The 6,469-nt window shown below is 33.5% G+C and carries 7 protein-coding genes and 1 pseudogene; 6 read left to right on the top strand and 2 right to left on the bottom strand.

The features are described from left to right. Positions 1 to 150: 150 nt before the first annotated feature. Together BLV53_RS16655 and BLV53_RS16650 are read right to left on the bottom strand one after the other, a co-directional pair. Positions 151 to 1,072, bottom strand: a pseudogene (locus BLV53_RS16655) (IS256 family transposase); the annotation flags it as partial. Positions 1,073 to 1,314: 242 nt separating this feature from the next. Beyond that, entirely contained in the window at positions 1,315 to 2,067 is a 753-nt protein-coding gene (locus BLV53_RS16650) for a DUF1883 domain-containing protein (RefSeq protein ID WP_090302744.1), read from the bottom strand. A gap of 382 nt (positions 2,068 to 2,449) precedes the next feature. On the opposite strand from BLV53_RS16650, the gene BLV53_RS16640 reads away from it, so the two are divergent. The 6 genes from BLV53_RS16640 (at position 2,450) to BLV53_RS16620 (ending at position 6,273) form a co-directional block, all read left to right on the top strand. Beyond that, positions 2,450 to 3,559 (top strand): AAA family ATPase, encoded by a 1,110-nt coding sequence (locus BLV53_RS16640; protein WP_090302742.1) that lies wholly within the window; start codon positions 2,450 to 2,452, stop codon positions 3,557 to 3,559. Next, positions 3,556 to 4,095, top strand: coding sequence for a GNAT family acetyltransferase (locus tag BLV53_RS16635; protein WP_090302741.1), 540 nt, complete (start codon positions 3,556 to 3,558; stop codon positions 4,093 to 4,095). Before BLV53_RS16640 ends, BLV53_RS16635 begins: the two co-directional genes overlap by 4 nt. A 34-nt stretch (positions 4,096 to 4,129) precedes the next feature. Then, complete coding sequence (locus BLV53_RS17190; protein WP_170830920.1) at positions 4,130 to 4,273, top strand: hypothetical protein; 144 nt, start codon at positions 4,130 to 4,132, stop codon at positions 4,271 to 4,273. 126 nt (positions 4,274 to 4,399) lie between these two features. Beyond that, complete coding sequence (locus BLV53_RS16630; protein WP_090302740.1) at positions 4,400 to 5,254, top strand: hypothetical protein; 855 nt, start codon at positions 4,400 to 4,402, stop codon at positions 5,252 to 5,254. Between the two features lie 268 nt (positions 5,255 to 5,522). Beyond that, positions 5,523 to 6,035 (top strand): hypothetical protein, encoded by a 513-nt coding sequence (locus BLV53_RS16625; protein ID WP_090302739.1) that lies wholly within the window; start codon positions 5,523 to 5,525, stop codon positions 6,033 to 6,035. A 52-nt stretch (positions 6,036 to 6,087) separates the two neighbouring features. Further along, positions 6,088 to 6,273 (top strand): hypothetical protein, encoded by a 186-nt coding sequence (locus BLV53_RS16620; protein WP_090302738.1) that lies wholly within the window; start codon positions 6,088 to 6,090, stop codon positions 6,271 to 6,273. Positions 6,274 to 6,469: the final 196 nt, after the last annotated feature.

Here is a 6,469-nt window from a genome sequence, read left to right as displayed (position 1 = left end):
TATTATTACGTGTCATTAGCCTATCTATTTGACACGAAAAATCCTTTCAATCCCCTTTCTACGTGCTTTCTAGTTCCGATTCGGGCACGTGAATTCTATTATTCCCTCTATCTTCGTGAAACAACGAACAATGGTGCCTGACCCCATTACGGTAACCTCATCTAAGCGCTTGAGAGCTGTCTTTTCATCAGGGGCTGTATAAATCGTCTTTAAGTCCTTTGCAAAGGCTTTCATGTCCTTGTTAGCTACATACTTAAGAGTATTTCTTAATGCAGCGCTGGTGCTCTGTATTTGGAAATGCAGCTTGAATAGCTTCTTTAAGACCTGTAAGTCCGTCAGAGCAAAGTATAAGGATATCATGAACTCCACGATTTTTAAGGCTATTTAAAACACCAAGCCAATACTTACTGCTTTCATTTTCACCAACCTCGATTGAGAGGACTTCTTTCATTCCATCCTCATTGAGTCCAAGAACTACATATGCGGCAAGCTTACTAACAATACCGTCATTACGAACTGAGAAATGTATAGCATCAATGAAGATTATCGGATATACGGATGAAAGAGGACGGTTCTGCCAATCCTCAATCTGAGGTATAAGCTTGTCTGTAACATCAGAAATAAAGCCTTCACTGACTTCAAATCCATAGATTGATTCAACCATTTCAGAAGTCTGAGTTGTAGTCATTCCTTTTGCATACATAGCTATAATCTGTTCTTCGATACCAGAGATATCTTCCTGTCTTTTCTTGACTACAGCAGGTTCAAAAGTACTATTTCTATCCTGTGGAACATCAACCTCAAACTCACCATATTTACTACGGACAGTCTTTGCCTTAGTACCGTTACGATAGTTTGGTTCATCATCTCTAGCATACTTTTTATAGCCTAGATGGTCATTCATTTCTGTCTCTAAAATAGTCTGAATAGTTCCTGAAAGAAGATCCTTGAGTGCATCCTGGATATCCTCAGCTGACTGAATATCATACTCATTGAGCAAGCCTTGGATTACAGCCTTCTTTCCTTCTGTCATTGGTTTTGCCTTGTAAATGTCGCGTCTCTTGTTTGCCATAAAAAATGGGCCTCCTTGATAAATAAAGATTTTATCATAGAAGACCCAGTAATAAATGTCTTATATCAAATTTACAGAGATTTTTTCAAACGCTCTTTTGAGTTGTTAAAGGCAAAAGTATTGTTGCAAGAGCAATTTTACTATAAATTCAACTAAGTTTGGAAAGAACCTATTTACCGTTTACAAAGAGGATACTGCAAAACCTAGTTTTGCAGCATCCCATTTTCATTTTTGAAAATTATTCACAACGCAAAAATCATTTCTGCTATTTCAGCAGCGATTTCTTCCACTGTCTCTATACTAGTATTTCTTGCTACTTTATCTGCTAATGATGGACTATAATCAATAACTTCCTGTTTTGTTATATCATGCCATATCGGGAGTAAAATCTGTTGGCCTGATATGGCCTTTGTCATTAATCCGTCGAGTTCATAATTGGTCCATCCCTTCTTCACAAATGAACGAGAAATCACAACAATCCCAAACCTGCTTCGAGACAAACCTTGGTCAATTTTTCGTCTTAGACTATCCCCTATTTTCAATTCAAATTCGTCATACCATACCCTAACTCCCAATCTTTGCAATGCATTTGCTAATGGACGCGCTACATCATTTTTATCCTCTGATGCATGCGATATAAATACATCAAATTCTTTATTTGCTCCTAAAGTTTCAACATATAAGTTAGATTCCTCAGCGAGCGATATTCTCTGTTTAGCATCAGGTAGTACTCCGGGCAACACCCTAACGCCATGTCTTACGCTTCCGGCATATCCACCTAAATCAATTGTAATATACCAATGTGCATTATTAGGTACGGGTATCTTGTATGGACTTCTTTTTACATATCCTCCATAATATCTATGATTTCTTCCATTTTTGAAATTATTATAATTTGAAGAGTCCATTAATCTAACATTAGCTGCCGCATTCAGCTGTACTTCTACAATTCTCCCTCTGTCTAACTGCCCTAAATCATAGTATGAATAATTCATTCATAACACCTCCATTCCTTTTTTATGTTTGTGGAAACCACCAAATACTTGTGTAGACATAATATAGATATTAGTCTTATTTTTTATGATATCTTTTATTGCAAATTCTTCTTGCGAGAAGAATAAAATGGCACAAGATATGGAAGATATCAATTCCTGAATAGTATATATTGTGTTTGTGAACACTCTGTGTATGAATTGAAGAAAAGCTGTTAAAAGGGTTATAAAAAATAACTTAAATTGATTTATTCTACAAAATATACAAATAGTCATTAAATATTCACTTTACGAATAGTCATTATATTGCGTTTTGTCTTAAACATAAAAACTGTTTTAAATTAGATGCAGAAAGCGTATAATATACATCAAGGAGGACTTTCATATGAATATTTTGAAGGTTAGCGCACGAAACTTTAAAAATTTAGAAGATAATACAGAAATAGATTTTGTTGCAAAATCAAGAAAGACTAGTGAGGATAAAGAATATGAGCTTCAGGAGATAGCTGATGGATTGTATGTTTTTACAACGATGGCATTTGTTGGAAAGAACGCCTCAGGAAAAACAACAGCATTAGATTTATTAACTGTTGCATATAGTATCTTATCAAGCTTTAGAGTAAGCCAGGAATACTCACTAAATGATGTGCATATTTGTATCCATTTCTTTGATAATGGATATATATATAGATACAATACCAGCTTGAAACAAAACTCTATAGAGAAAACAGTTTCATTTGAGAATGAAAAGATTGAGAAAAAAAAGTATTTCAAAAGTTATATTAATGAGATATATAGTGATGACGGTTTCATTGAGGTGACTTCGGATAGCATGTTGCCAGATGATGTCTCAAGTGTATTCTTTGTTATGAAAGAAAAGCAAATTGGAGCATTGTCTTTGCATGATAAAATGGATACAGAACAGGTATATAATATGACCTTTAATTTTATGGATACCTTAGATATCGAAGCTGATATTTTAAGAAAAATATTAAAAATATTTGATGATAATGTACTCGATTTATCTAGGGATGATAATGGCAGCTTTGATTTGAATTATTCTGGAACAATAAAAAAACTTACATCACGAGAGTTGTTCACTGTTTTATCAAGTGGAACCACAAAAGGAATGATGCTTTACACTGTTATAATCGGCTCGCTTAGGTATGGATATAACATTATTATAGATGAGATAGAGAACCATTTTCATAAAACACTAGTTGAAAATATCATTTCTTTATACAAGGATAAGACTGTAAATAAACATAATGCGTCGCTTATATTCTCTACACATTATTGTGAGTTGCTGGATTTATTCAACCGTCAGGATAACATATATATAGCAAATGCTGATAAAAAAGTTCATTTGGATAGTATCTATGAAAAATATGGTGTTAGAAATGATATTCTGAAGAGTAAGCAATTCTATAGCAATGCATTTAAAACAGCGGTTAATTATGATTCCTTAATGGATCTGAAAAAGGCGTTGAAATGAAGAAACTGATTATGTGTGAAGGTCCGAATGAGCTCGCATTGGTGAAAATACTTCTAAAAAATAACATGTTGAGTTTTGATGAAGACGATTTGCTGGGATTGACACCATACCATGCTCGGCAGATTGCAACGTCTGGACAGGTAAAGACAGAGTTGAATATGTACAATGGACCGGTAGAGATTTTGAGAATTGGAGACAAGCAGAATGACGAACTTAAAATTCCTAGAGAATACAAAGAGATGATTGTGTCCGTTGCCAAGTATTGCACAAAACCGGAGTTGGAAATATTACTCATTATTGCAGAGGGATTGTATGGGGAGTTCCAAAAGAATAAATCAAAGAAATCTCCAAAAGACTTTGCCAAAGAAAAAATAAAATACAATGGCCAAAGATACAACAATAGTACTAAATTCTTTGAGAGTTATTTTGGTGACAGACCACAGTTGCTTTATGATTCAATACGAGATTATTACAAGGTTAATAAAGGGCATAAGAAGGGCGAAGGGTACTTAGCTGAACTGCTTAGGGAGATATAGTAGGATTATTTATTATTGAGGAGAATTTTTTGTTATGAAAAGTGAAAAGAAGAAAAAGAAACACAAAAAAGAAAATCATAAAACATTGGTGCCTGACCCCATTACGGAAATATTACAAAGTAACAAAATTAGGATACAGTGTAATATTTCAAATGGGGTTGACACCTATATTTTTTAAGGGGAGAATACGTAAAATAGAATTAATTTGAAATTGCAATATTCGTAAACGGTTTACCGTTTACTATTGGGGTGCTATTTTGTTTCGCTTGAAGTATAGATTTAAGCTATTGGGAGAATGTATGATATGAAGAATTTGCTTATGAGGATATGGAAATGGATAAACACGTTAGCAGGAAGAGTGGCAGTGCATTTGCTTATTTTATCAGGAGGACTGATATTTATTGCTTGTTCAGATATAGAAAAAAGTTGGATGATAAAAGGACAAGCAGATAATGTTAATAACATTTTATTGGGGATAGCAACGAACCTTATTGGAATAATAATCACGGTTTCGTTCGTTCAGTATGCTATAGATAAACATAACGAAGAGGAAATGAAACGTCAAGAAAAGGATAAAATATTACGTTATAATAGCTATTTGGAAGTATTGGTAAGAAGATATTTGATTTTATATATTTCCGTATTCACAAGGCTAGAGAATCGGGAAAAAATAGATATAGAAAAGGTGTTTGATTATAATCCTGGATTTGCAGACTTATCAGATTTATACAAGACATCGCTGCTTATTAATGAGGGATTTCTGAAGCCATCAATTGTTCTGTATTATGAGTCTGAGAAGAATGTTAAAGATTTTATGTTGCAGATGATTGAAAATATAGATTTTAAATTCTATAAATCGATAGGGGAGTTGCTATTATCTTTTGTAGTTAAAGTAGATGATTTAAATATGAGCGGAGAAATTCTTGGAAATATTGAAGTATATTCTTCAGTAAGCAGTAAAAAGCGAAAAGCCATGTCTGAAGTTATAAGTGAGTATATCAGAGATGAAGAAAAGCATAATTGGATTGAAAAGTTTAAAAAAGGAGAGTTAAACGGGAATATTATGTTGCCCTACGTAGTGTTTTTCTATAAGGTTCAAGATCAAGTAAGTATGATTAGTAAGTACAAAGACTTGATTGATAAATTAAAAGAGGATTAGTTCTTGTGGCAAATAAACCAATTATTATCATGCATTGCCAGTATCAGCAAGGAATAAGGGACATAGGTAGACATGGCTAACTGGGCTGGTCAGGAATGGTAATGTAACAGAATAATGGGTATAATATAAGCTATAGAAAATCTGAATCCACAACTTTATTTTTGGATTTGGAGTCAGGTGACTTATTCGCTTAGAAAGTAGATGTGTGCATAATCGACAAGATTATGGGCACTGACTACGTAGGAAAGATGATTAGTGGGTAAAATCAATGAATGAAACGAACTTTAATACAGTTACATCGATAGTTGGGTCAATAATAGGCTTAATAAGTATTATTGTAACAATATTAATATTTTTAAATGAAAGAAAGAGAAAAAAAGTAATAACTATTTCGACAAAAGAAAAACTCTATTGTAATGTTAATTTAAGTGGACACTTTGTTTTCGACTATTCTAATAACGACGGGGTTTTTTCTATTGGAAAGGAAGAATATCTATTCAATACTAAATGGTCTAAGGCAAGTAATATATCTATACATGCATATAGGAATAGTCCAAATATAAAGGAAATAGCATTGCTAAAAAATGTTCTTGATTTGAATAGTATTGAGATAATCGAAGCAGATTTTTCGTCACGAGTAAGGACTCCACATATTGGAGATGCGGTTGTGTGGCGGAACGATAGTGGAAAAATCGCTATAACAAAGATTGTTTCTATTAAGGATGATTCCAGGGGAGATGATAAGGATGAATTAGAATGTGAGTATGTAATTCTAAAATAAAGCAAAACATTGGGTGCCTGACCCCATTACAGATTAAAAGGAGGTGTTTGAGATGGCAACTTCAAGTATTACAAAGAACTTTGTTGTTTCTGGTAAAAAACAAGTTGATATGTTCGCAAATGCAATAGAAGAGTCGTATCAGGAGTCGCTGAAAGTTAATCAGGCACCTGATATGCGAATATCTCATCTGAGCGGAATAGATGAGATTAAGAAATTCATGATGAAAAGGGAAAAGTAAATACTTAATGGTGTTACTGTTATTAACATCCGCGAGTATCTATCAGCTGTAAAAGATGACGGACTCGGAGAGGAAGATTTATTAGAAATCCTCTCCGAGTTTTCATGTAAGAAAAATCCTGATGTTGAGCGGTTTTTAAAAGAGAGTTCTATTGACTTCACAAAGAAAAATCAGTCGGTCACATATTTAGTTTTTT

Source organism: Pseudobutyrivibrio sp. ACV-2 (genome assembly GCF_900107545.1).
Classification (GTDB): Bacteria; Bacillota; Clostridia; order Lachnospirales; family Lachnospiraceae; genus Pseudobutyrivibrio.
The sequence above is the reverse complement of the archived record's forward strand: the minus strand, read 5'-3'. Positions and strand labels throughout refer to the sequence as shown.